Source organism: Pseudomonas sp. GM50 (assembly GCF_000282375.1).
GTDB lineage: Bacteria > Pseudomonadota > Gammaproteobacteria > Pseudomonadales > Pseudomonadaceae > Aquipseudomonas.
Map to the genome: position 1 here is coordinate 1 of NZ_AKJK01000005.1, position 21416 is coordinate 21416.

Below are 21416 nucleotides of genomic sequence, written 5' to 3' on the forward strand. Positions count from 1 at the left end.
CAAGCCCCCTCGCCACAAAGGTGCTCTCTCCATAATGAGTGTTCGCAACATGCTTAGCGTTTGTTCAGTCCTCGCGCCAATCTGTCCCCACCCAACTGAATCACCGCCACCAACACCACCAGCAACACAATCACCGTCAGCATGATCTGGCTATCAAACCGCTGATACCCATATCGATAAGCGATGTCCCCCAACCCACCGGCCCCAATCGCCCCGGCCATCGCCGAGGAGTTGATCATCGTCACCAACGTAATCGTGAAACCACCGACAATCCCCGGCAGAGCCTCGGGCAGCAGCACATGCCAGACGATATGCCAGCGTCGGCAGCCCATCGCTTGCGCCGCTTCGATCAACCCATGGTCGACCTCGCGCAAACTGACCTCGGCAATGCGCGCAAAGAACGGCGTGGCCGCAATGGTCAGTGGCACCACGGCTGCCCAAACGCCGTAGGTGGTGCCGACAATCAGCCGGGTAAACGGAATCAGCGCCACCATCAAAATCAGAAACGGAATCGAGCGAAACAGGTTCACGAATGCACCCAATGCGCGGTTCAACGCAGGTGCTTCGTAGATCCCGCCTTTGGCGCTGGTGACCAGAATCACCGCCAACGGAATGCCCGCCAGCAGCGCAATCAACGACGACACGCCGACCATCAAAAACGTGTCGATAAACCCCTGAAGCAACCGATCAAACCACATAACCCAGCACCTCCACCTGTTGCGCCCAGTGGCCGGCGCGCTGACGCAATTCCTCGGCGCCCAGGGACGAGCCGGTCACCGCCAGCAGCAATTGCCCGAGCGCATGGCCCTGAATCCGTTCCACGCCCCCTTGCAGCAAGCGCACGCGGCCACCGAGGGCGCTGAACAGCGCCGCCAGGTCTGGCTCCTCGCTTGTGCTGCCGGTGAATTGCAAACGCAACACCACGGCGGCGTCCGAAGACTGCGGCTGCGCTCGCAAGCGGCTTTGCAGTTCTTCCGGTAGTCCGTGTTGCAATGGCGCGAGCAAGGTCTTGCTGACCTCATGTTGCGGGTTGCCAAAGACTTCCCAGACCGGCCCTTGCTCGACGATTCGCCCGTGTTCCAGCACCACCACCCGATCACAGATGTCGCGGATCACCGCCATCTCGTGGGTAATCAGCACGATGGTCAAACCCAGCCGTTGATTGATCTCGCGCAGCAGGCCGAGGATCGATTGCGTGGTCTCTGGATCGAGGGCCGAAGTCGCCTCGTCGCACAGCAGAATTTCCGGGTCATGTACCAGCGCGCGGGCGATGCCGACGCGCTGTTTCTGCCCGCCGGACAGCTGCGCCGGGTAGGCTTTGTGTTTCTCTTGCAGGCCCACCAGTTCCAGCAGTTCGCGAACTTTGCGCTCGCGCTGCTCCTTGGGCACGCCGGCGACTTTCAGCGGCAATTCGACGTTCTGCCAAACCGTCTTGGCCGACATCAGGTTGAAGTGCTGAAAGATCATGCCGATCCGTCGACGTAGCGCCACCAAGCGGTCTTCATCGAACGCGCCGATGTCCACCTGATCGATCAGCACTCGCCCGCTGCTCGGCTGTTCGAGGCGGTTGATGGTGCGGATCAGCGACGACTTGCCGGCGCCGCTGCGACCGATGATGCCGAACACTTCACCGCGCTGGATCGCCAGGTCGATGCCGTGCAAGGCCGCCACCGGACCTTGCTGACCGTTGTAGGTTTTGCCCAGGCCGATAAAGCGCACATGGGCTCGATTGAGGTCTGGGTGCAGTTCGGTTTGTGTGGCGTTATGTGGCTCCGGAAGTTCCAGTCGCCGTTGGATCGCGGCCGTCATGCTTAGCTTTCCCAACCGGCTTGATAGAGCTTGCCGTGGGCTTTATCCAGCGCTGCACGAACGGCTGGCGAATGCTGGTAGATGTCGACGAATTTGATCAGGCGTGGGTCGGTTTTGCTTTTCGGCTGGATCACAAACTGGATCACGTATTCCTTGTGATCGAGGCCATCGAATAGCAGGGCGGAGCTGGCATCGAAGGTCTTCGACAGACGGATGTAGGCCGGGTAGCCCTGGACCAGATCGGCGTCGTCGTAGGCGCGCACCAGTTGCACGGCCTCGACCTGAAGGATTTTGATTTTCTTCGGGTTGGCGATGATGTCTTCTTCGGTGGCCTTGTAGCCGACGCTTGGTTTAAGCGTGATCAGCCCGGCCTTGGCCAGCAGTTGCAGGCCGCGACCGCTGTTGATCGGGTCGTTGGCGATGGCCACGCTGGCGCCTTCGGGCAACTCGTCGAAGCTTTTGTATTTCTTCGAATAGAGGCCGACGTTGTTGATGATCCCCGGGGCGAACGGCACCAGGTCAAAACCGGCGGCGGCCTTGGCGTTTTCCAGGAACGGGATGTGTTGGAAGTAGTTCACGTCGATGTCGCCCGAGGCGAGGCTGACGTTGGGGGCGATCCAGTCGCTGAACTCCACCAGTTCGACTTTCAGGCCTTGTTTGTTGGCTTCTTCTACTGCGGCTTCCAGGGGGATGGCGAAGGCGGCGGTAGTGCCGACCTTCAGCGGTGCGTCGGCGGCGAAGGTGACGGAACTGAAGAGGCCGAGGGCCAGGGCCAGTGCTTTGACTGGGTGGGAGAGGTAGGTCTTTTTCATGATGGGGTTTCCAGTCAGTGCATGAATTTTTGGTGTTTGGGCGGGCCTCTTCGCGGGCAAGCCTCGCTCCTACAGGGTTTTTGTGAACACCGCAGATCCCCTGTAGGAGCGAGGCTTGCCCGCGAAGCTTCTAGCGGCGGAATGCCGAACCTGTGTGTTGCTCAGGTAAATGCGCGTCACGGTGAAACAGCTTTTCCCGCAGGCTGCCGTCGTCGTAAGCGGTCTTGTACGACCCTCTGCGTTGCAACTCCGGAATCACCAGTTCAATGAAGTCCACATAGCTTTCCGGGGTGACGATCCTTGTCAGGTTGAAGCCGTCCAGGCCGGTTTCGGCGATCCACGATTCCAGCTCATCCGCCACCTGCTGCGGCGAGCCGACCACGGTGATGTAGCGGCCACCGAGGGCGTGTTGTTCCAGCAGTTTGCGGCGGGTCCAATCGTTGTTTTGCAGGTTCTTGGTGGCGGACTGGATGGCGTTGCTCTTCACGTACTGGATCGGTTCGTCGAGTTCGTACTCGGAAAAATCGATCCCGGTGGACGCCGAAAAATGTGCCACGCCGGCCTCGGCGCTGGCGTAGCTCAGGTACTCGGCATGCTTGGCCCAGGCCAGCTCTTCTGTCTCACCGACAATCACGTTCAAGCCCATGAACACCTTGATGTCCCAGGGATTGCGCCCGGCCTCGACGGCGCTGGCGCGCACCTTGTCCACCTGAACTTTGGTCGACGGTTTGTTCTGACCGCTGATGAAAACGCACTCGGCGTGGCGCCCGGCGAACAGCAAACCGCGATCGGAACTGCCGGCCTGGAACAACACCGGCGTGCGTTGCGGCGACGGTTCGCAGAGGTGATAGCCCTCGACCTGATAGAACTCGCCCTTGTGCTCGACCTTGTGCACTTTGTCTGGCTGGGCGTAGATCCGTTGCTCGCGGTCGTTGAGCACCGCGCCGTTTTCCCAGCTGCCTTCCCAGAGTTTGTAGAGCACTTGCAGGTACTCGTCGGCCTGGTCGTAGCGGCGGTCGTGTTCCACCTGTTCGCTCAGGCCCATGGCCTTGGCGGCGCTGTCCAGATAGCCGGTGACGATGTTCCAGCCGACCCGCCCACGGCTCAAATGATCAAGCGTCGACATGCGCCGGGCGAACAGATACGGCGGTTCGTAGGTCAGGTTGGCGGTCAGGCCGAAGCCGAGGTTTCTGGTGACCGCAGCCATGGCCGAGACCAGCAGCAACGGGTCATTGACCGGCAACTGGATCGACTCTTTGAGTGGCACGTCCACCGAGTTTTGATAGACGTCGTACACGCCGACGATGTCGGCGATGAACAAACCGTCGAACAGTCCTCGTTCCAGCAACTGAGCCAGTTCGGTCCAGTATTCGATGGTTTTGTACTGGGTGGAATTGTCCCGTGGATGCGTCCACAGGCCATGGTTGATGTGCCCGATGCAGTTCATGTTGAACGCGTTGAGCAGGATTTTCTTTTTGGCATCAGCCATCAAATGGTCCCTCGCAATGGAGGGTTTTCATCGTTGAGGTAGTAATTGCCGATGGCGTGATATTTCCAGCGCACCGGGTCGTGCAGGGTATGCACCCGGGCATTGCGCCAGTGGCGATCCAGGCCGTGTTCGGCCAGGGTCGCCTGGCTACCCGCCAGTTCGAACAGTGTGCTGCCGGCGGCGAGGGAAATTTCGGTGCTGATGGCGCGGGCTTCGGCAATGGCAATCGACGCGGCGGCGACGGTCTCGGCATTGGTGTTGGCCTGGGCCTGGTCGAGGAATTCGCCGGAGCGTTCCAGCAGGGCTTCGGTGGCGTGCAGACGGATACTCAAGTGGCCGAAGCTCTTGATGGTCAGCGGGTCTTCGGTGGCTTTTTCATGAGTGGCGTCGATCCACGGCCGGGTCTTGGTGCGTACAAAATGCAGCGCATCTTCATACGCGGCGCGGGCGATGCCAGTGTCGATGGCGGCGTGGAGAATCTGCGCCAGCGGGCCCACGGTAGTCGGGCGCTCGAAAGCGCTTTGAAACGGAATTATGTCCTCGGCGGCGACGTAGACATCCTCGAACACCACCGAACCGCTACCGGTGGTGCGCTGGCCGAAACCGCTCCAGTCGTCGATCACCGTCAGCCCTTTGCTGTTGCGCGGGACGAACGCCAGTTGCTGCACGCCGTTTTCGTCCACCACCGACGTGGGGATGCGCTGGGCGTAAATCGCGCCGGTGGCGTAGAACTTGCGACCGTTGATGCGGTAGCCGTTGCCATCGCGAGTCAGGCTGGTGACGCGATCATGGGCGGTTTTTGTGCCCAGTTCCGCGAGTGCATTGCCGAAGCGCTGGCCGGCCAACACTTCGGCGTACAGGCGTTTTTTCTGCTCATCAGTGCCGTTCACGCGCAGCACTTCGAGGGCATAGAAATGGTTCTGCGGGATTTGTCCGAGGGAGCCGTCGGCCTCGGCGATCAACGCGATGACCTTGGCCAGGGTGACGTTGGAAACCCCGGCGCCGCCGTATTCTTTTGGCACGCTGATGCCCCAAAGACCCGAACGGGAAAACACTTCCAGTTCCGGGTATGGCAAACGACGTTCGCGGTCGCGCAGGGCGCTGTCGCGTTTGAAATCGTCGGCCAGGTCACTGGCGACAATCAGGGCTTGCTCATCGCTGGTGATGACCGCGACGTGGTGAGAAAGAGTCATGTGTTTCTCCAGATGTCTGGTCGTCAGATCCAGGAATGCCGCGCAGGCAAGGTTCCATTGAGGTGGTAAGCGCCAACCGCGTGATACTTCCAGCGCACCGGGTCGTGCAGCGTGTGCACCCGGGCGTTGCGCCAGTGGCGGTCGAGGTTGAATTCGGCGAGGGTGGCGCGGCTGCCGGCCAGTTCGAAGAGCTTTTCGCTGGCCAGCAGCGAGATCTCGGTGGTCAGCACTTTGGCTTCCGCCACGGCAATCGAGGCGCGTGCAGCGGACTCGGCGGTGAGCGGCGCGGCGTTGACCTGATCGAGTACTTGGCCTGCCTTGCGCAGCAGTGCTTCGGCGGCGTGCAGTTCGATTTTCAGCTTGCCGATGTCGGCGATCACATAGAGGTCGTCGCTGGCCCGGTCGACCTTGGCGTCGATCCACGGCCGTGCGCGTTTTTGCACGAATTCTATGGCGTCATCGATGGCGCCCCGGGCAATGCCGGCGTCGATGGCTGCTTGAATCAGCTGCGACACGGCGCCTTGAGTATTCGGGCTGTCGTTGATCTTCCAGTTATCCACCACCAGCTCGGCGTCGACCCGCACGTTGTTGAGCAAAATGGTGCCGCTGGCTGTAGTGCGCTGGCCGAAACCCGACCAGTCATCCACGATGCGCAACCCCGGGGTACCACGCCGGACGAAGGCCAGCACTTGCTTGCCGTAGTCATTCAGCGCCTTGACGGCCACCCAGTGGGCGAACAGGGCGCCGGTGGAATAGAACTTCTGCCCGTTGATGACGAAGCCATCGCCATCGGCGGTGATCCGCGCTTTGAGCTCCAGGGTATTTTTGGTCCCGCGTTCTGGTCCCGCGTTACCGATTCGCCAGCCTTCGAGCACACTTTTGAACAGCTGTTTTTTTTGCGATTCGGTGGCGCTGCCGAGTATCAGGTTGAGAATCCCGAACTGGTTCTGCGGGATCTGCCCCAGTGCCGGGTCAGCCGCGGAAATGATCGCGAACACCGAGGCCAGGGTGACGAATGAAACCTGCGGGCCGCCGTACTCACGAGGGATGGCAATGCTGCCCAGGCCGCTGCGGGTGAACTGTTCGATTTCCGACCACGGCAACTTGCGTTGCTGGTCACGTTTGGCTGCTTGCAGGCGGGCGACTTGCGCCAGCTCATGGGCAGCCTTGATGGCTTGTGCGTCGTTGCGCAAGACCTGCGCGGGCAACAACAATGGGGCGATGTCCAGATCACTCTGGACGATTGCATCTGCCAGACTGGACATCAGTGCCGCTCCTTGGCTGCACGCAATGCCCTGGCGATTTGCACTGGGGTGATTGTGTTCCGGACCATACCTACCTCACATCTCATGAAAGCGCCGCATGGGTTGCGGCGAACGAAAAACACGAATGTCCGGTGGTCCGGTGTATATACCCTAAACGTGTATAAATAATTAATGAACTAACTTTTAGGAATATGCATAGAAGGTCTGTTCTGAACCCCGTGGCGAGGGGGCTTGTCGGAACGCCGCATCGCCCCGTTCGGCTGCGAAGCAGTCGTAAATCCGGCCTATGCGGTTTGCCTGACACAACGTCGGGCGTTCAAGTTTCGGGGGCCGCTTCGCGACCCAACGGGGGCGAGCCCCCTCGCCACAAAGGCCCCCTCCCCACAGAAGTTGGTGTTTACAGCAAGGGCTTCACTTCTTTCGGGATTCAGCGGCCATGAGCGCTTCTTTCGGCGGCACTTTCAGGTAGGGATTGGCACAGCCGATCTTCAGCGTGCGTGCCGGTGCCCACCGCGAGTTGTTACCCACGCGGTCGAGGATGCAGTAGGTCACTTCCAGTCGAAGGTCTTCGCCGGCTTCGACAATGATCGCCGGTGGCACCCACACCTGAATTGGCTGACCCACATCGCAAGCCTTGAGCTTTGGCAGGTCCATGCGCACATCGCCCCAGCGCAGGGTGATTTCGTCGTCGACGGCCATGTTCAGGTACGGTTCGATGGTCAACGGGACGCCGCGTTTTATCTGGTTCGGATTGACCCCCTGACGGCGAATGGTCTCGGGGATAAGCACGGGTGCCAGGCTCTGGTTTTCCTCATCGCAAAGAAGCAGGCCGCCCGGGCAATCGAGTTTGATCTGGACGCGCGCCGCCGGTGATACCGCCGGCCCTTGCCCGACCTGCATGACCTTGTAATGGACGCGGGCAGAACCATTGGCAATGAAGCTTTCCGGAACCCGCAGGCTCACGGCTTTGCTGTCATGGTCGGACCCCAACACGCTGGAGGCGACATAGCAGTTGTCCCAAAACAGCTCGATCAGATCGCCTTCATCCATGCCGGGGTAGGGTGGCACGTCGATCATAAGGTGCGCGGCCGAGGTGATGTTGATACCGGCCTTGTGGCTTTGCGCCAGGGTCGGGGCTGCAAGTTCAGGTTTGTTTGAAGTGCTTGTCATGGGTTTCTCTCCTTGAAGCTTTGCCGCGAAGTCCATTTCTGAAAGATCGAAAGGCGTGAATTACCAAGCAACAAAACGATTCGTTATTTGCGCGCTTAAACAATAGTTGAAGGTGAAGGTTGTTGCCTGTTGGCACCTAGATAAGAGTGCGCTCGAATAAGTGTCAATAGCGCTGGTTGGTTAAAGGTTAGTTCTTGCGTGATTCAGAAAGCTCCTACGCGGTGTGGTTAATAATCCGCATCGCTCTGTCGAATATAGTCCGGTATTTGATGAGTTTTAGCCTCCCAGGCAGCAACCCTTTGAGCGTGGACAGCGAGGTGTTTTATAGATTTTAGGCGATATGAATCTGTTGCAGGACATATATATGTACCGCATGGGACGGCGGGAAGTTATTTAGTATGGGGGTGAGTCATGTGAGTCGTTGAAAGCTGCTATACGATTTTATAAAGCGGAGTTAATGTCACTTCCATCCATGGAAGTTGACAGTTTTCGAGCGGGGCAGCACTAGGCGTTATTAAGAAACTTGCTGAGAAACTGCTTCGTCCGTTCCTCTTTCGGATTGGCAAACAGTGCCTTGGCTTCGCCTTGTTCGACGATCACACCCTTGTCGAAAAACACCACGCGGTTGGCCACGTCCCGGGCAAAGCCCATTTCGTGGGTGACGATGACCATGGTGCGTCGCTCTTCGGCGAGGCTGCGGATGGTCGCCAGCACTTCACCCACCAGCTCCGGGTCGAGGGCTGAGGTCGGTTCGTCGAACAGAATCACTTCCGGCTCCATCGCCAGCGCGCGGGCAATCGCCACACGCTGTTGCTGACCACCGGAAAGGCGTCGCGGGTAAGCGTCTTCCTTGCCCGCCAGGCCGACCCTGGCCATCAGCTTTTTACCCAGGGCAACGGCTTCGGCGTGCGGGATCTTCTTTACGATGATCGGGCCTTCGATAACGTTTTCCAGGGCGGTGCGATGAGGGAACAGGTTGAAGTTCTGGAACACGAAACCCACGTGCTGGCGCAAGCGCCGTACCAGGCTCTGCTGCTGGTTCAGCGGACGGCTGCCATCGATCTCGATGTCACCGACCTTGATCCGGCCGCTGGTGGGTTCTTCCAGGAAGTTCAGGCAACGCAGGAACGTGGTTTTACCCGAGCCGCTAGGCCCGATGATCGCCACCACCTCGCCTTCCTTCACTTCCAGATCAATGCCGTTGAGCACCACTTGACCCTTGAACTGCTTTGTCAGTTTTTCCACGACAATCATTGGGTCAGGACTCCAGATCGTGCCGATTGACCCGTGCTTCCAACTGGTTCTGCAGGTGCGAAAGCACCGTGGCCAGAACCCAGTAGATCAGCGCGGCGGCAAGGTACATGGTGAAAATTTCAAAGGTACGGGCGGTAATCAGCTGCGCCTGACGGAACAGTTCCGGCACCTGAATGGTGGCTGCCAGCGCGGTGTCCTTCACCAGCGAAATGAAACTGTTGCCCAATGGTGGCAGAGCCGTGCGCATCGCTTGCGGCAGGATGGCCCGGCGCAAGGTCTGCGCGCGGGTCATGCCGATACTGGCGGCGGCTTCCCACTGGCCGCGCTCGATGGAGCTGATGGCGGCACGCAGGATTTCGCAGGCGTAGGCGGCCATGTTCAGCGAGAAGCCGATCAGGGCGGCCGGCAGCGGATCAAGTTCGATACCCAATTGCGGCAAGCCGTAATAGATCACGAAAAGTTGTACCAGCAACGGCGTGCCGCGAAAGAACGACACGTAGATGCGGGCGATCCAGCTCACCAGTTTGAAGCGCGACAGGCGCATCAATGCCAGGCCGAAGCCCATCAGCAGGCCGAAGAACATTCCGCCCAGGCTCAGGATGACTGTGTAGTACGCGCCCTTGAGCAGAAAGGGCGCGGAGTCCAGCGCAAGTTGGAAAGCTTCTCCCATTATTGAGTGACGTCAGCGCTGAAGTATTTTTCCGAAAGCTTTTTCAGCGTACCGTCGGCACGCAGCTTGTCGATGGCTTTGTTCACTGCGGCCAGCAGCTCAGGCTCGCCTTTGCGCAGGGCAATACCGGCTTCCTGGCGGGAGAACGCTTCGCCGGCGGCGGCAGTGTCCTTGGCCTTCCTGGCATATTCCAGCGCGGCCAGGCGGTCGATCAGAATGGCGTCGATGCGGCCGACGCGCAGATCCTGGAACTTGCTCGGATCATCTTCGTAGGTGCGGACGTCAGCCTTGGGCACATTCTCTTTCACCCACTGCTCGTAGTTGGTGCCCAGGCCTACGCCGACTTTCTTGCCGGCCAGATCGGCGGCGGTCTTGATGGTGTCTTTGTTTTTGGTCAGGGTCAGCGCCTGAATCCCGGAAACGGTGTAAGGCGTGGAGAAGTCGTACTTCTTCTTGCGCTCTTCGGTGATGGTCACCTGGTTGATCACCGCGTCCAGACGCTTGGATTCCAGGGCAGCGAGGATGCCTTCCCATTTGGTCGGCTGCAGTTTGACCTTCACGCCCAGCTCTTTGGCCAAGGCTTCGGAGAACTCGACTTCGAAGCCGCTCAGTTTGCCGGCCTCGTCGACGAAGCTGAACGGTGGATAAGTGCCTTCCAGACCGACGTTGATCACGCCTGCGTCCTTGATTTTTTGCAGTTGCTCACCGGCCACTGCCTGCCCGAGCAGACCGGCGCTCAGCGCCAGGCCCAGCGAACCCACCAGCAGATTTCGACGTAATGCGGAAAAATTCATGACAAGCCCCTGTGTTTTCTTATGGAAGACGCTTAAGGAAAGTTGGCAAATTCGGGATTTGAACGACTGCGATATCCTGCCCTAAAGCAGCTTATGCGTCTTGCTGCAAATTCGCCTGCGGCGCGACTATATGATGTTGCCTTTAGATAGGAAAATACTAAATATAAAGTTTGTTATTCTTTAAATGAATATTGTGGAGTGCGTTCCTGTGGCGAGGGGGCTTGCCCCGTTCGGCTGCGAAGCAGTCGCAAAGCCAGCCAACGCGGTCAACCTGAAAGAACCCGATCATAGGTTTTGGGGCCACTTCGTGACCCAACGGGGGCAAGCCCCCTCGCCACAGGGGAACTTAAAAGACAGAAGTATAAGCAAACAACGCCGGCGCCCCGCCGGTGTGCAGGAAGATGATCGGGCCGTCATTGAAGCGCTGGCGTCCGATGCCGTCGAGCAAACCGGCCATGGCTTTGCCGGTGTACACCGGATCCAGCAACAACCCTTCCTGGCTCGCCAGCAGCTTCAGCGCTGACAATGTCCCGGCATTCGGCTCGCCATAACGCGGGCCGAAATATTCGTCCCACAGTTCGATTTTGAAATTCGCCGGCAGGCTCACGCCCAGCAGTTCGGCCGTACGCTCTGCGAGGCCCTGGACTTTCGGTCGTTGCGCTTCATCGCTACGGGAAACCGTCACGCCGATCACTGGCAAATCCGGCAGTACTTCACTCAATGCCAGCGCCAGGCCGCTGTGGGTGCCGGCACTGCCGGACGCCAGCACCACTGCGGCGAATTGCAGCCCGGTGTCCTTGATCTGTTCGGCCAGTTCCAGGCCTGCACGGACATAACCCAAAGCGCCCAATGCATTGGAGCCACCAATCGGCACCAGATACGGTTTCTTACCATTACTGCGCAGACGCCCGGCCAGCGCTTCCAATTGCTCGTCGGCGTTGTCGAGGTTTTCCACCAGCTCGACCTTGGCATCGAACAGGTCCAGCAACAGCCGATTGCCGTTGCCGACATAGTTGCTGTCGTCGGTGCCCAGCGGATTTTCCAGCAGAGCCACGCAGCCCAGGCCAAGCTTGGCCGCAATGGCAGCCGTCTGGCGCACATGGTTGGACTGGATGGCGCCAGCGGTGATCAACGTATCAGCGCCTTGGGCCAAGGCATCTGCGGCCAGGTATTCGAGTTTGCGCAGCTTGTTGCCGCCCAGTGCCAATGGCGTCAGGTCATCGCGTTTGACGTAGACATCGCGGCCCAGCCAGGTCGACAGGCGTTCGAGTTTTTCCAGCGGAGTAGGATGACCGAGCAGGTCGAGGCGGTTAAAGCGGGCAAGCTGTTGTTTGATCATGGGTCCGTACTGGCGGAGGAAGATGTCAGGACTATAGGCACGGGTATTTAGTCGGGCAACTGTCAATCGCTTATAGCCAAAAGTATTGAGCACAGCACTATTGGTTCTTAATTCGGCTGCAAGCCGTTGCCGTAAAGTAATCGCGGTTAACGCGGCCAGACCGTCCGGCCGCCCGTGAGGAGTTTTTACCGTGAGCGAGCGTTCCAGCCATTGGCAATTGCAGACCATCGTCAGCCAACTGCGTACGGCACGCGACCAGTGGCGCGCACAAAACGGCCGTGCCAGCGGTGAGCAGGGCGGTCGCGAGTTGCCGTCCCGAGCGGCCATGGCGGACATTCTCGAAGCCTTGTGCGGTGCGTTGTTCCCGATGCGATTGGGGCCAGTGGATTTGCGTGAGGAGAGTGAGGACTTCTACGTCGGCCACACACTCGACGTCGCATTGAACGCGTTGCTGGCGCAGGCGCGGCTCGAACTGCGTTACGCCGCGCGCCACAGTGCCCAGGCCGACACTGAAGTCGAGGCCAAAACCATCCAGATCATTCAGGATTTCGCCCTTGCTTTGCCGGGGCTGCGCACTCTGCTGGACACCGACGTACTGGCGGCCTATCACGGCGACCCGGCGGCTCGCAGTGTCGATGAAGTATTGCTCTGCTATCCGGGAATTCTGGCGGTGATTCACCATCGTCTGGCCCATCATTTGTACCGCGCCGGCTTGCCGCTGCTGGCGCGGATCAGCGCGGAAATCGCCCACTCGGCCACCGGCATCGACATCCATCCGGGGGCGCAGATCGGGCGCAGTTTCTTCATCGATCACGGGACGGGTGTGGTGATCGGCGAGACCGCGATCATTGGCGAGCGGGTACGGATTTATCAGGCGGTGACCCTGGGCGCCAAGCGCTTCCCGGCGGATGAAGACGGCCAGTTGCAGAAGGGCCATCCGCGGCATCCGATCGTCGAGGACGATGTGGTGATCTATGCCGGTGCGACGATTCTGGGGCGGATCACCATCGGCAAAGGCTCGACCATCGGCGGCAACGTCTGGCTGACCCGTAGCGTGCCGGCGGGGTGCAACCTGACCCAGGCGAATCTGCAGCATGATGATGGGACGCAGAAGTAGGTCCCTGAGTATCGGGTGACTGATCTGGCCCCATCGCGAGCAGGCTCGCTCCCACACTGTTCCTTGTCGTTCACAGTTCTTGTGTTCACTGGAGATCCACTGTGGGAGCGAGCCTGCTCGCGATTGATTTCATGCCGAACCGAGATAAGGCATTCCAAACCCCAAGTCATATCCTCCCCCTGAACTAATGTAGGAAAGCTACCGCCGAGCCCTGCGATTAGTCCTTAGCCCCCTATCCATGTTTAACTTGAACGCTCATTCAAGTTAAACCGCCGGTTTGCTGCCCGCTCACAACAGGAGGCTTGCCTTTGCCGAGTCCGTTATTGATTGCCCTGTTTCACCCCCTTGAGGTGCACCTTTCATGAGTGCACCGTCCACCCCCGCAAGCGGCCAGGTCCGCATGAATCCGCCGGTGTTTTATTTCGCGGCGACCTTCATTCTGTTGTTCGCTGTTGTCGTCATGGCGATACCCGAACAGGCCGGTGCCTGGCTTCTGGAAGCGCAAAACTGGGCGGCCAATACGGTCGGCTGGTACTACATGCTCGCGATGACGCTGTATCTGGTCTTCGTGGTGGTCACCGCCTTGTCTGGCTACGGCAAGATCAAGCTCGGTGCCGACCACGACGAGCCCGAATTCAGCTACCTGTCCTGGGCCGGCATGCTGTTCGCCGCCGGGATCAGCATCACGCTGTTTTTCTTTTGCGTGTCCGAACCGCTGACGCATCTGGCACAACCGCCGCAAGGTGAAGCCGGCACGGCGGATGCGGCGCGTCAGGCAATGCAGATTCTGTTTCTGCACTGGGGCCTGCACGGTTGGGGCGTGTTCGCCTTCGTCGGCATGGCGCTGGCCTATTTCGCCTATCGACATAACCTGCCGCTGGCCCTGCGTTCGGCGCTGTACCCGTTGATCGGCAAGCGCATCAACGGCCCCATCGGCTACGCGGTGGACGGCTTCGGCATCATCGCCACGGTATTCGGCCTCGGTGCCGACATGGGCTTTGGTGTTTTGCACCTCAACTCAGGGCTGGACTATTTGTTCGGCATCGCCCACACCCAGTGGATTCAGGTCGGGTTGATCACGCTGATGATGGGCGCGGCGATCATCGTTGCGGTGTCCGGCGTCGATAAAGGCGTGCGGGTGATGTCCGACATCAACATGCTGCTGGCCTGTGCGCTGCTGCTGTTCGTGTTGTTCGCCGGCCCCACCCAGCACTTGCTCAATACGCTGATCCAGAACCTCGGCGATTATCTCGGCGCCTTGCCGATGAAGAGTTTCGACCTCTACGCCTATGACAAACCGAGCGACTGGCTGGGTGGCTGGACGGTGTTCTACTGGGCCTGGTGGATTGCATGGTCGCCGTTCGTGGGCCTGTTTATCGCACGGATTTCCCGTGGCCGGACCATCCGTGAATTCGTCTTCGGCGTGCTGCTGATCCCGCTCGGTTTCACCCTGGCGTGGATGTCGATCTTCGGCAACAGCGCCATCGACCAGGTCCTCAACCACGGCATGAGCGCGCTCGGCATGTCGGCCATCGACAACCCGTCGATGACCCTGTACCTGCTGTTGGAAACCTACCCGTGGAGCAAAACCGTGATTGCGGTCACGGTGTTCATCAGCTTCGTATTCTTCGTGACATCCGCCGACTCCGGCACTGTGGTGTTGTCGACCTTGTCCGCCAAGGGTGGCAACCCGGATGAAGACGGGCCGAAATGGCTGCGAGTGTTCTGGGGCGCGATGACGGCGCTGGTGACCAGCGCGCTGTTGTTCTCCGGCAGCATCGACGCATTGAAGTCAGCGGTGGTGTTGACCTCGTTACCGTTCTCGTTGATTTTGCTGCTGATGATGTGGGGACTGCACAAGGCGTTTTATCTGGAATCGCAGAAGCAGATCGCGCAACTGCATTCCCTCGCTCCGGTGTCCGGCTCGCGGCGCGGCGGCTGGCGTCAGCGCTTGAGTCAGGCGGTGCATTTCCCGTCGCGCGATGAGGTCTATCGCTTCCTCGATACGACGGTGCGTCCGGCGATTGAAGAAGTGACGGCAGTGTTCGTCGAGAAGGGCTTGCACGTGGTCACTCAGCCCGATCCGGCCAATGACAATGTCAGCCTGGAGATCGGTCACGGCGAACTGCATCCGTTCATCTATCAGGTGCAGATGCGCGGTTATTTCACGCCGTCCTTCGCCCGTGGCGGCATGGGTTCCAAGCAACTCAACAACCGCCGTTACCACCGCGCCGAAGTGCATTTGCGCGAGGGCAGTCAGGACTATGATCTGGTGGGCTACACCAAGGAGCAGGTCATCAACGACATCCTCGATCAGTACGAGCGGCACATGCAGTTCCTGCACCTGGTGCGTTGATCGAGCGCCGGTGGCGCTCAGGCGTTGCTCATCGCCATGAACAACACCAGCGCCGCCACCGGCACGCCGAACACCACACTGCCGATCACCAGCTCCGAGGTCACTGACTGGTTGGCGGTGACCACGCCGATGGCGCCGTTGATGACGCTCAAGGCCAGCCACAACGCCACGAAACTGTAGGTCAGCGTGTGGCGGCTGAAGCCGAGTTTCTGGCCGATGTACAGCATCAACGCCAGCAGGACCAAGCCGAAGGTGATGATGATCGTGGTGTGCATGATGTGTTCCGTCCTTTAGATGTGTGCTGCCCTTGAGGCCGCCTTCGCGGGCAAGCCTCGCTCCTACACGGGTTCGCGTCGATTACGGGATTGCCGTCCGACACAATCCCTGTAGGAGCGAGGCTTGCCCGCGAAGGCGTCCTTACAGATTCACACCAAGCAAATCATCAATACCAATCCGCTTGGCGAAATCCACCCGAACCCGCTCCGCAACCTCAAGCACTTGTGCCGCGCCATCCCCGACAAAGTCGATCACCGACCGTGCCGGCCGCGAACCCTGCGCCAGGCCGACAATCCGCACGATGTCATCGGCCACCGCTTGTGGGTCGGCATCTTCCGGGGTCAACGCGCTCAAACGTTCGCCCACTTTATCCATCACCCCGTCATATCGAGCATAGGCGTCGCTACGTGCTACGTCGGCCGGTTTGCCCGCGCTCGGGAAATGATCGGTACCGCGAGTGAACGCCCCGGGCACCACGATCGAGGTTTCGATGCCGAAGCGCGTCAGCTCGTAGGACATGCTCACCGCCAGGGAATCCATCGCCGCTTTCGCCGCCGCGTATGGCCCCATGAATGGTGGGAAACCGCCCTTGGTCGTGGTGCTGCTGATCCACAACACTAATCCTGAAGCCTGGGCCCGCATCTGTGGCAACACAGCACGACTGACTCGCTGGGCGCCGTAGAAGTTGGTGTCGAAGACTTTCATGATTTCTTCAGCGGTGAAGGCCTCGGTCGGGCCGATCACCAAGTGCCCGGCGTTCTGCATCACTACGTCGAGACGACCTTGTTGCGCGACGATGGTCGCGACCGCGGCGTCTGCGGAATCTTGCGACAGCACGTCGAGTTCCAGCGGGTGCAGTTCAACATTTTGCTCTTTGGCCCAGAGGCGAATGTCCTCGGCCCGTGCAGCGTTGCGACCGTTCACGTCACGCATGCTGGCGTAAACGATGTGCCCGGCCTGGGCGAGGGACTCTGCGGCGAGTTTGCCGATACCGGTACCGGCGCCGGTGATGAGAATGACGTTTTTCATGAGCTTCACCTTGATCTCGGATATTCGGAAAAATTGAGGCTTAAGCCAACCCGCCGTTGACGCGCAGGATTTGCCCGTTGACCCAGCCCGATTCAGGGCCGACGAGGAAGGACACGACGCGGGAAATGTCTTCCGGCTGAGCCAATCGCTCCAGCGGAGGCATTTTGGCGAAGGTCTGGATCTGCTCTTCGCTCTTGCCGTGCAGGAACAGGTCGGTGGCGACCGGGCCAGGAGCCACGGCATTGACGGTGATGTTGCGACCGCGCATTTCCTTGGCGAACACTTGGGTTAGGGATTCCACCGCCGCTTTGCTGGCGATGTACACCGCGTAGCCCGGCAGGTTCATGCCGACGGTACTGCTGGAGAAGTTGATGATCCGGCCACCGCTGTTCAGGCGGGTTGCCGCTTCACGCAAGGTGTTGAAGGTGCCGCGAGCGTGAATGTTGAAGTTCTGGTCGAACAGTTCATCGCTGTGTTGCGCCAGTGGCAGAACCTTGAGGATGCCGGCGTTGTTGACCAGCACGTCGACCTTGCCCAGTTGGGTTTCGGTTTCGTCGAACAGTCGGCGTACATCATCGGCGTTGGCCACATCAGCCTTGATCGCTATGGCGCGGTGGCCGGCCTGACGCAGTTCCACAACCAGTTTCGAGGCTTCAGTGGCGCTGCTGGCGTAGTTGATGGCGACGGCGAAACCTTCGCTGGCCAGTTGCTTGGCGATCACAGCGCCGATGCCGCGGGAGGCGCCGGTCACAATGGCAACTTTCGAAATTTGAGTAGTCATGGCGTTGATTCCTTGGAGTGGCTTGGGTGTGGAGCCAATTTCACATGTTTACTCAGGCCGATAAATGCACGAGAGTTGCCTTGACTGTTCAATAATCGCCAACAATCGAGCGCCAGGAGTGACCCGTGGATCAAGTCAAAGCGATGAAGGTGTTCGTGCGCATTTACGAGCGCAGCAGCTTCACCCTGGCGGCCGATGACCTGAACCTGCCCCGGGCGACGCTGACCCACACACTGAACCAGTTCGAAGCCTGGCTCGGCACCCGTTTACTGGAACGCAGCACGCGTAAGGTCCGTCCTACGCTGGATGGCGAGGCGTATTACTTGCGTTGTGTGCAGTTGCTGGCGGAACTGGAAGAAGCCGAGCTGGCGTTTCGCGGCGTGGCGCCGAAGGGCCGATTGCGAGTGGATTTGCACGGCACGTTGGCCAAACACTTCGTGATCCCGGCATTGCCGCAATTCATGGCGCGCTACCCGGATATCGAATTGTCCATCAGCGAGGCCGACCGCTTCGTCGACCTGATCGCCGAAGGCATTGATTGCGTGTTGCGCGCCGGTACCTTGGGCGACTCGGCGCTGATCGGTAAACGTGTCGCCAACCTGCGACAGATCACCTGCGCCAGCCCCACCTACCTGCGCAAATATGGCGAACCGAAAAGCCTCGATGACCTGAGCCGCCACCGCGCGGTGAACTACGTTTCGCGTACCACCGCCAAGTTGTTTCCGTTCGAATTCATGGTCGATGGCGAACTCAAGGAAGTGGCCATCGAAGGCGCAGTGTCAGTGTTCGGTGCAGAGATTTACGCGGCCTCGGCGATTGCCGGATTGGGCCTGATCCAGTGCCCGCATTACCGAATGGAAACCCTGATTTCCCAAGGGCTGGTGCAGGAAATCCTGGTCGACACACCACCGCCGCCGATGCCGGTTTCGGTGCTGTACCCGCACAACCGACACATGTCGCCGCGGGTTCGGGTGTTTGTGGATTGGTTGGGGGAAGTGTTTGCGGATGCCCGGTAACCGATGGTCTGCGGGCAATCCGGCCTGCTTGTGTTCGGCTAATATTTATCAGAGTGTGTACCGTGTGTATTGAGGGTGTGATCATCGCGTAATGTGCTCAGCAGATGCTGCCCACAAGGACGAAGGTGATGCGAAGTCGGGAAATGATCAGGATGATCGAGGAGGATGGTTGGTATCTGGTGGCCGTGAAAGGTAGCCATCATCAGTACAAGCATTCGTGCAAGTCAGGCAGGGTGACGATAAAACACCCTGATTCGGATCTTCCAAAAGGAACGATCAACAGCATATTGAAACAGGCGGGTCTGAAATGAGGCCCGACATCGGAAACGAGAGCCTCGAAGGGGCCACATCACAGGAAGGACTCATCGAAATGAAATTCCCGGTCGTTCTGCACAAGGATGCCGACTCAGAATACGGAGTGATTATCCCGGACGTGCCGGGGTGCTTCTCCGCGGGCGCTACTGTGGCGCAGGCATTTGAAAACGTGAAAGAAGCGTTGGCTTTGCACTACGAAGGTCTGGTCGCCGATGGTGATCCACTTCCGCAGGTGCGTGAGATTGACGCTCATCTGGATAATCCTGATTACGCTGGCGGCGTGTGGGGTGTGGTCGAATTCGATATCACGCCTTATTTCGGCAAGTCGGTGCGCTTCAATGCCACGCTTCCTGAGCAGTTGCTTGAGCGTATCGACCAGACGGTCAGACGAGATCAGCGATACAGCTCAAGATCTGGCTTTTTGGCGGCTGCCGCGCTACGTGAGTTGTCGGCGTAAGCGTTGGGCGTGGATATCGACACTATGGAGGTAGGTCAGTTTTAAATAATCTATGAAACGTTTCAGCAATTAGTCGAAACCGGGGTTTTCTGGCGTTTGTCTGGGCGTATGCTGGGCTGCTTGCAAAGCAGTCGACACCCCATTCAAGACCGACAAGAGAGGACTCGATGACCTACACCGCTGCCGAAAATCGCTACGATTCCATCCCTTACCGCCGCGTGGGTCGCAGCGGGTTGGTGCTGCCGGCACTGTCCCTGGGCTTGTGGCACAACTTCGGCGACAGCACGCCGATCGACACCCAGCGTTCGTTGCTGCGCACGGCATTCGATCTGGGCATCAACCATTTCGACCTGGCCAACAACTACGGCCCGCCGTATGGCAGCGCCGAGATCAACTTCGGTCGTTTGCTGCGTGAAGACTTCAAGCAGTACCGCGATGAGTTGATCATCTCCAGCAAGGCTGGTTGGGACATGTGGGCCGGCCCGTACGGTCAGGGCGGTGGTTCACGCAAATACGTACTGGCCAGCCTTGACCAGAGCCTGCAACGCCTGGGCCTCGACTACGTAGACATCTTCTATTCCCACCGCTTCGACCCGGACACGCCGCTTGAAGAAACCGCCAGCGCACTGGCCACCGCCGTGCAGCAGGGCAAGGCGCTGTACATCGGCGTCTCGTCCTATTCCGGGGTGAAAACCCGGGAAATCGCCGGGTTGCTGAAGGAGTGGAAAGTGCCGTTGCTGATTCACCAACCGGCCTACAACCTGCTGAATCGCTGGGTGGAAAAGGATCTGCTGGATACCACCGATGAACTTGGTACCGGCGTGATCGCCTTCACGCCATTGGCTCAGGGGCTGTTGACCGACAAGTACCTCAATGGCGTACCAGCGGATGCGCGGGTCAATCGTCCGGGCGGTGGTTCGCTGCAGGCGTCTCACCTGTCCGAAGCCAACATCGCCCATGTGCGGGCGCTCAATGAAATCGCCAAACGTCGCGGTCAGAGCCTGGCGCAGTTGGCGCTGGCCTGGACCCTGCGCGATCCACGGGTGACCTCTGCGCTGATCGGTGCGAGCCGGCCGGAGCAGATTATCGAGAATGTCGGGGCGTTGAAGAATCTGAGTTTTAGCGTGGAAGAACTGGCGGAGATTGACCGGTTTGCCCAAGAGGGTGGGATCAATTTGTGGGAGAAGCCTTCGACGGCGGAGTAAGTGTTCGGCGCCGGTTTTTCCGGCGCCTGTTCCGGCCTTTTCGCGAGCAAGCCCGCTCCCACAGTTGACCGCATTTTCAGCAATGACTCGGGATAATGTGGGAGCGGGCTTGCTCGCGAAGAGGCCCTCAAAGTCGATAAAGAACTCCGTGGTTCACCGGAAAAACGGCACATCCCCCAACACCGTCGCCCGCTGCATCACCCGCCGCGCCGGGTGGTAATCATCCACCGCGTAATGCTGGGTCACGCGGTTGTCCCAGAACGCGATGTCGTCTTTCTGCCAGCGCCAGCGGATGGTGAAATCCGGCCGTGTGGCGTGGGCGAACAAGAATTTCAGAATCACTTCGCTTTCCGTCTCAGACAGCTCATTGATCTTCGACGTGAACCCTTCATTGACGAACAAAGACCGGCGCCCGCTCACCGGGTGCGTGCGAATCACCGGGTGCGATAACGGCGGGTTCTTGCGCCGGGCTTCTTCCCACTGGGCCAGGGCCTGCGGTGTATTGCCATAGCGTTCCAGCGGGAACGAACGGGTGAAGTCGTGAGTAGCGGTCAGCCCTTCTAGCAAGGTTTTCATCGGTGCGGACAGCGCTTCATACGCCGCAATACCGCTGGCCCATAGTGTGTCGCCGCCAAATTCCGGCAGCAGTTTGGCGCTGAGCACCGCGCCCATGGCCGGGGTCGGCAGGAAGGTCACGTCGGTGTGCCAGATTGCGTTGTCCCTCACGTCGGTGACGGCGGTGTCGAGGATCAGTACTTCGGGTTGTTCCGGCACGTTCGGGTAGATCGGGTGGATGTGCAGGTCGCCGAAATAGGCGGCGAATCGCGCTTGTTGTTGCGGCTCGATCGGCTGGTCGCGGAAGAACAGCACTTGATGCTTGAGCAGCGCCTGCTCGATGGCGTCGCGTTGTTCCACGTTCAGCGGCTGGCTGATGTCGAGGCCGCTGATTTGCGCACCGAGTGCCGAGCTTAAAGGGACAATAGTCAGGCCGCTCATGGTATTTCTCTTCGAATTCGGGGTATCGAGCTTTTGTGGGAGCGGGCTTGCTCGCGAAAGCGGTCTAGCATTC

The 21416-nt window shown here is 59.4% G+C and carries 21 protein-coding genes; 6 read left to right on the plus strand and 15 right to left on the minus strand.

Going from position 1 to position 21416, the window contains the following annotated elements:
• Positions 1 to 53 precede the first annotated feature (53 nt).
• The 11 genes from PMI30_RS28555 to PMI30_RS28505 form a co-directional block, all read right to left on the minus strand.
• Positions 54 to 698 (minus strand): methionine ABC transporter permease, encoded by a 645-nt coding sequence (locus PMI30_RS28555; protein WP_008005138.1) that lies wholly within the window; start codon positions 696 to 698, stop codon positions 54 to 56.
• Positions 688 to 1809 carry a methionine ABC transporter ATP-binding protein gene (locus PMI30_RS28550; RefSeq protein ID WP_008005140.1) on the minus strand — a complete coding sequence of 374 codons (1122 nt, stop codon included), beginning with the start codon at positions 1807 to 1809 and terminating at the stop codon, positions 688 to 690. Before PMI30_RS28550 ends, PMI30_RS28555 begins: the two co-directional genes overlap by 11 nt.
• Before the next feature lie 2 nt (positions 1810 to 1811).
• A complete protein-coding gene (locus PMI30_RS28545; RefSeq protein WP_008005143.1) occupies positions 1812 to 2621 on the minus strand; it encodes a MetQ/NlpA family ABC transporter substrate-binding protein in 810 nt (269 codons plus the stop codon).
• Between the two features lie 130 nt (positions 2622 to 2751).
• Complete coding sequence (locus PMI30_RS28540) at positions 2752 to 4110, minus strand: LLM class flavin-dependent oxidoreductase (RefSeq protein WP_008005145.1); 1359 nt, start codon at positions 4108 to 4110, stop codon at positions 2752 to 2754.
• The gene (locus tag PMI30_RS28535) at positions 4110 to 5303 is read right to left on the minus strand and encodes an SfnB family sulfur acquisition oxidoreductase (RefSeq protein ID WP_008005147.1); all 1194 of its coding nucleotides are present in this window, start codon (positions 5301 to 5303) and stop codon (positions 4110 to 4112) included. The genes PMI30_RS28540 and PMI30_RS28535 overlap by 1 nt, the downstream gene beginning before the upstream one ends.
• Positions 5304 to 5326: 23 nt before the next feature.
• Positions 5327 to 6568 carry an SfnB family sulfur acquisition oxidoreductase gene (locus PMI30_RS28530; protein WP_008005148.1) on the minus strand — a complete coding sequence of 414 codons (1242 nt, stop codon included), beginning with the start codon at positions 6566 to 6568 and terminating at the stop codon, positions 5327 to 5329.
• Between the two features lie 411 nt (positions 6569 to 6979).
• Positions 6980 to 7738, minus strand: coding sequence for a hypothetical protein (locus tag PMI30_RS28525; protein ID WP_008005151.1), 759 nt, complete (start codon positions 7736 to 7738; stop codon positions 6980 to 6982).
• 504 nt (positions 7739 to 8242) lie between these two features.
• Positions 8243 to 8992, minus strand: a complete 750-nt coding sequence (gene tcyN, locus PMI30_RS28520) for an L-cystine ABC transporter ATP-binding protein TcyN (protein ID WP_008005153.1) — start codon at positions 8990 to 8992, stop codon at positions 8243 to 8245.
• A 4-nt stretch (positions 8993 to 8996) separates the two neighbouring features.
• Entirely contained in the window at positions 8997 to 9662 is a 666-nt protein-coding gene (gene tcyL / locus PMI30_RS28515; RefSeq protein ID WP_008005155.1) for a cystine ABC transporter permease, read from the minus strand.
• Positions 9662 to 10456: a cystine ABC transporter substrate-binding protein gene (gene tcyJ, locus PMI30_RS28510; RefSeq protein ID WP_008005157.1), complete on the minus strand. Its 795-nt coding sequence runs from the start codon at positions 10454 to 10456 to the stop codon at positions 9662 to 9664. The genes tcyL and tcyJ overlap by 1 nt, the downstream gene beginning before the upstream one ends.
• A 346-nt stretch (positions 10457 to 10802) precedes the next feature.
• On the minus strand, positions 10803 to 11795 hold the full coding sequence (locus PMI30_RS28505; RefSeq protein ID WP_008005158.1) for a D-cysteine desulfhydrase: 993 nt from the start codon (positions 11793 to 11795) through the stop codon (positions 10803 to 10805).
• A gap of 190 nt (positions 11796 to 11985) precedes the next feature.
• On the opposite strand from PMI30_RS28505, the gene epsC reads away from it, so the two are divergent.
• The gene (gene epsC, locus PMI30_RS28500; RefSeq protein ID WP_008005160.1) at positions 11986 to 12912 is read left to right on the plus strand and encodes a serine O-acetyltransferase EpsC; all 927 of its coding nucleotides are present in this window, start codon (positions 11986 to 11988) and stop codon (positions 12910 to 12912) included.
• A gap of 400 nt (positions 12913 to 13312) precedes the next feature.
• Complete coding sequence (gene betT, locus PMI30_RS28495) at positions 13313 to 15268, plus strand: choline transporter BetT (protein WP_177318824.1); 1956 nt, start codon at positions 13313 to 13315, stop codon at positions 15266 to 15268.
• Positions 15269 to 15285: 17 nt separating this feature from the next.
• Here betT and PMI30_RS28490 read toward each other — a convergent pair whose 3' ends face one another.
• The 3 genes from PMI30_RS28490 to PMI30_RS28480 form a co-directional block, all read right to left on the minus strand.
• The gene (locus tag PMI30_RS28490) at positions 15286 to 15543 is read right to left on the minus strand and encodes a hypothetical protein (RefSeq protein WP_008005164.1); all 258 of its coding nucleotides are present in this window, start codon (positions 15541 to 15543) and stop codon (positions 15286 to 15288) included.
• A 142-nt stretch (positions 15544 to 15685) separates the two neighbouring features.
• Positions 15686 to 16573, minus strand: coding sequence for an SDR family oxidoreductase (locus tag PMI30_RS28485; RefSeq protein ID WP_008005165.1), 888 nt, complete (start codon positions 16571 to 16573; stop codon positions 15686 to 15688).
• 40 nt (positions 16574 to 16613) lie between these two features.
• Entirely contained in the window at positions 16614 to 17354 is a 741-nt protein-coding gene (locus PMI30_RS28480) for an SDR family oxidoreductase (protein WP_008005167.1), read from the minus strand.
• A 125-nt stretch (positions 17355 to 17479) separates the two neighbouring features.
• Between PMI30_RS28480 and PMI30_RS28475 the strand changes: the two genes are divergently transcribed.
• The 4 genes from PMI30_RS28475 (at position 17480) to mgrA (ending at position 20347) form a co-directional block, all read left to right on the plus strand.
• Complete coding sequence (locus PMI30_RS28475; RefSeq protein WP_008005169.1) at positions 17480 to 18370, plus strand: LysR family transcriptional regulator; 891 nt, start codon at positions 17480 to 17482, stop codon at positions 18368 to 18370.
• A gap of 128 nt (positions 18371 to 18498) precedes the next feature.
• Positions 18499 to 18681: a type II toxin-antitoxin system HicA family toxin gene (locus PMI30_RS28470; RefSeq protein WP_008005171.1), complete on the plus strand. Its 183-nt coding sequence runs from the start codon at positions 18499 to 18501 to the stop codon at positions 18679 to 18681.
• Positions 18678 to 19142 (plus strand): type II toxin-antitoxin system HicB family antitoxin, encoded by a 465-nt coding sequence (locus PMI30_RS28465; RefSeq protein ID WP_008005174.1) that lies wholly within the window; start codon positions 18678 to 18680, stop codon positions 19140 to 19142. The genes PMI30_RS28470 and PMI30_RS28465 overlap by 4 nt, the downstream gene beginning before the upstream one ends.
• Positions 19143 to 19309: 167 nt before the next feature.
• A complete protein-coding gene (gene mgrA / locus PMI30_RS28460; RefSeq protein ID WP_008005176.1) occupies positions 19310 to 20347 on the plus strand; it encodes an L-glyceraldehyde 3-phosphate reductase in 1038 nt (345 codons plus the stop codon).
• A gap of 153 nt (positions 20348 to 20500) precedes the next feature.
• On the opposite strand, the gene tauD is transcribed toward mgrA, so the two are convergent.
• Positions 20501 to 21343: a taurine dioxygenase gene (gene tauD, locus PMI30_RS28455; RefSeq protein ID WP_008005177.1), complete on the minus strand. Its 843-nt coding sequence runs from the start codon at positions 21341 to 21343 to the stop codon at positions 20501 to 20503.
• Positions 21344 to 21416: the final 73 nt, after the last annotated feature.

Bases quoted from the DNA above. Each gene is read 5' to 3' on its own strand.
- PMI30_RS28465 (WP_008005174.1), top strand. From the start codon at position 18,678: ATGAGGCCCGACATCGGAAACGAGAGCCTCGAAGGGGCCACATCACAG.
- PMI30_RS28485 (WP_008005165.1), bottom strand. From the start codon at position 16,573: ATGAAAAACGTCATTCTCATCACCGGCGCCGGTACCGGTATCGGCAAA.
- betT (WP_177318824.1), top strand. From the start codon at position 13,313: ATGAATCCGCCGGTGTTTTATTTCGCGGCGACCTTCATTCTGTTGTTC.
- PMI30_RS28555 (WP_008005138.1), bottom strand. From the start codon at position 698: ATGTGGTTTGATCGGTTGCTTCAGGGGTTTATCGACACGTTTTTGATG.
- tcyN (WP_008005153.1), bottom strand. From the start codon at position 8,992: ATGATTGTCGTGGAAAAACTGACAAAGCAGTTCAAGGGTCAAGTGGTG.
- tcyJ (WP_008005157.1), bottom strand. From the start codon at position 10,456: ATGAATTTTTCCGCATTACGTCGAAATCTGCTGGTGGGTTCGCTGGGC.
- PMI30_RS28540 (WP_008005145.1), bottom strand. From the start codon at position 4,110: ATGGCTGATGCCAAAAAGAAAATCCTGCTCAACGCGTTCAACATGAAC.
- PMI30_RS28480 (WP_008005167.1), bottom strand. From the start codon at position 17,354: ATGACTACTCAAATTTCGAAAGTTGCCATTGTGACCGGCGCCTCCCGC.
- tcyL (WP_008005155.1), bottom strand. From the start codon at position 9,662: ATGGGAGAAGCTTTCCAACTTGCGCTGGACTCCGCGCCCTTTCTGCTC.
- PMI30_RS28525 (WP_008005151.1), bottom strand. From the start codon at position 7,738: ATGACAAGCACTTCAAACAAACCTGAACTTGCAGCCCCGACCCTGGCG.
- mgrA (WP_008005176.1), top strand. From the start codon at position 19,310: ATGACCTACACCGCTGCCGAAAATCGCTACGATTCCATCCCTTACCGC.
- PMI30_RS28535 (WP_008005147.1), bottom strand. From the start codon at position 5,303: ATGACTCTTTCTCACCACGTCGCGGTCATCACCAGCGATGAGCAAGCC.
- PMI30_RS28505 (WP_008005158.1), bottom strand. From the start codon at position 11,795: ATGATCAAACAACAGCTTGCCCGCTTTAACCGCCTCGACCTGCTCGGT.
- PMI30_RS28545 (WP_008005143.1), bottom strand. From the start codon at position 2,621: ATGAAAAAGACCTACCTCTCCCACCCAGTCAAAGCACTGGCCCTGGCC.
- PMI30_RS28490 (WP_008005164.1), bottom strand. From the start codon at position 15,543: ATGCACACCACGATCATCATCACCTTCGGCTTGGTCCTGCTGGCGTTG.
- PMI30_RS28550 (WP_008005140.1), bottom strand. From the start codon at position 1,809: ATGACGGCCGCGATCCAACGGCGACTGGAACTTCCGGAGCCACATAAC.
- PMI30_RS28470 (WP_008005171.1), top strand. From the start codon at position 18,499: ATGCGAAGTCGGGAAATGATCAGGATGATCGAGGAGGATGGTTGGTAT.
- PMI30_RS28530 (WP_008005148.1), bottom strand. From the start codon at position 6,568: ATGTCCAGTCTGGCAGATGCAATCGTCCAGAGTGATCTGGACATCGCC.
- tauD (WP_008005177.1), bottom strand. From the start codon at position 21,343: ATGAGCGGCCTGACTATTGTCCCTTTAAGCTCGGCACTCGGTGCGCAA.